At 50.5% G+C, this 299-nt stretch carries 1 pseudogene; it reads left to right on the forward strand.

The features are described from left to right. Window positions 1-299, forward strand: a pseudogene (locus AC0QH1_RS00335) (photosystem II q(b) protein); the annotation flags it as partial.

Here is a 299-nt window from a genome sequence, read left to right on the forward strand (position 1 = left end):
GAAACCACCGAAACCGAATCTCAAAACTACGGTTACAAATTCGGACAAGAGGAAGAAACCTACAACATCGTTGCAGCTCACGGCTACTTCGGTCGTTTGATCTTCCAATACGCTTCTTTCAACAACAGCCGCAGCTTGCACTTCTTCTTAGCTGCTTGGCCGGTGGTTGGCATCTGGTTTACCGCTTTGGGTATTTCCACGATGGCCTTCAACCTCAACGGTTTCAACTTCAACCAGTCCATCATCGACTCTCAAGGTCGCGTGGTGAACACCTGGGCCGACGTGATCAACCGCGCCAA

Source organism: Phormidium sp. CCY1219 (genome assembly GCF_055795085.1).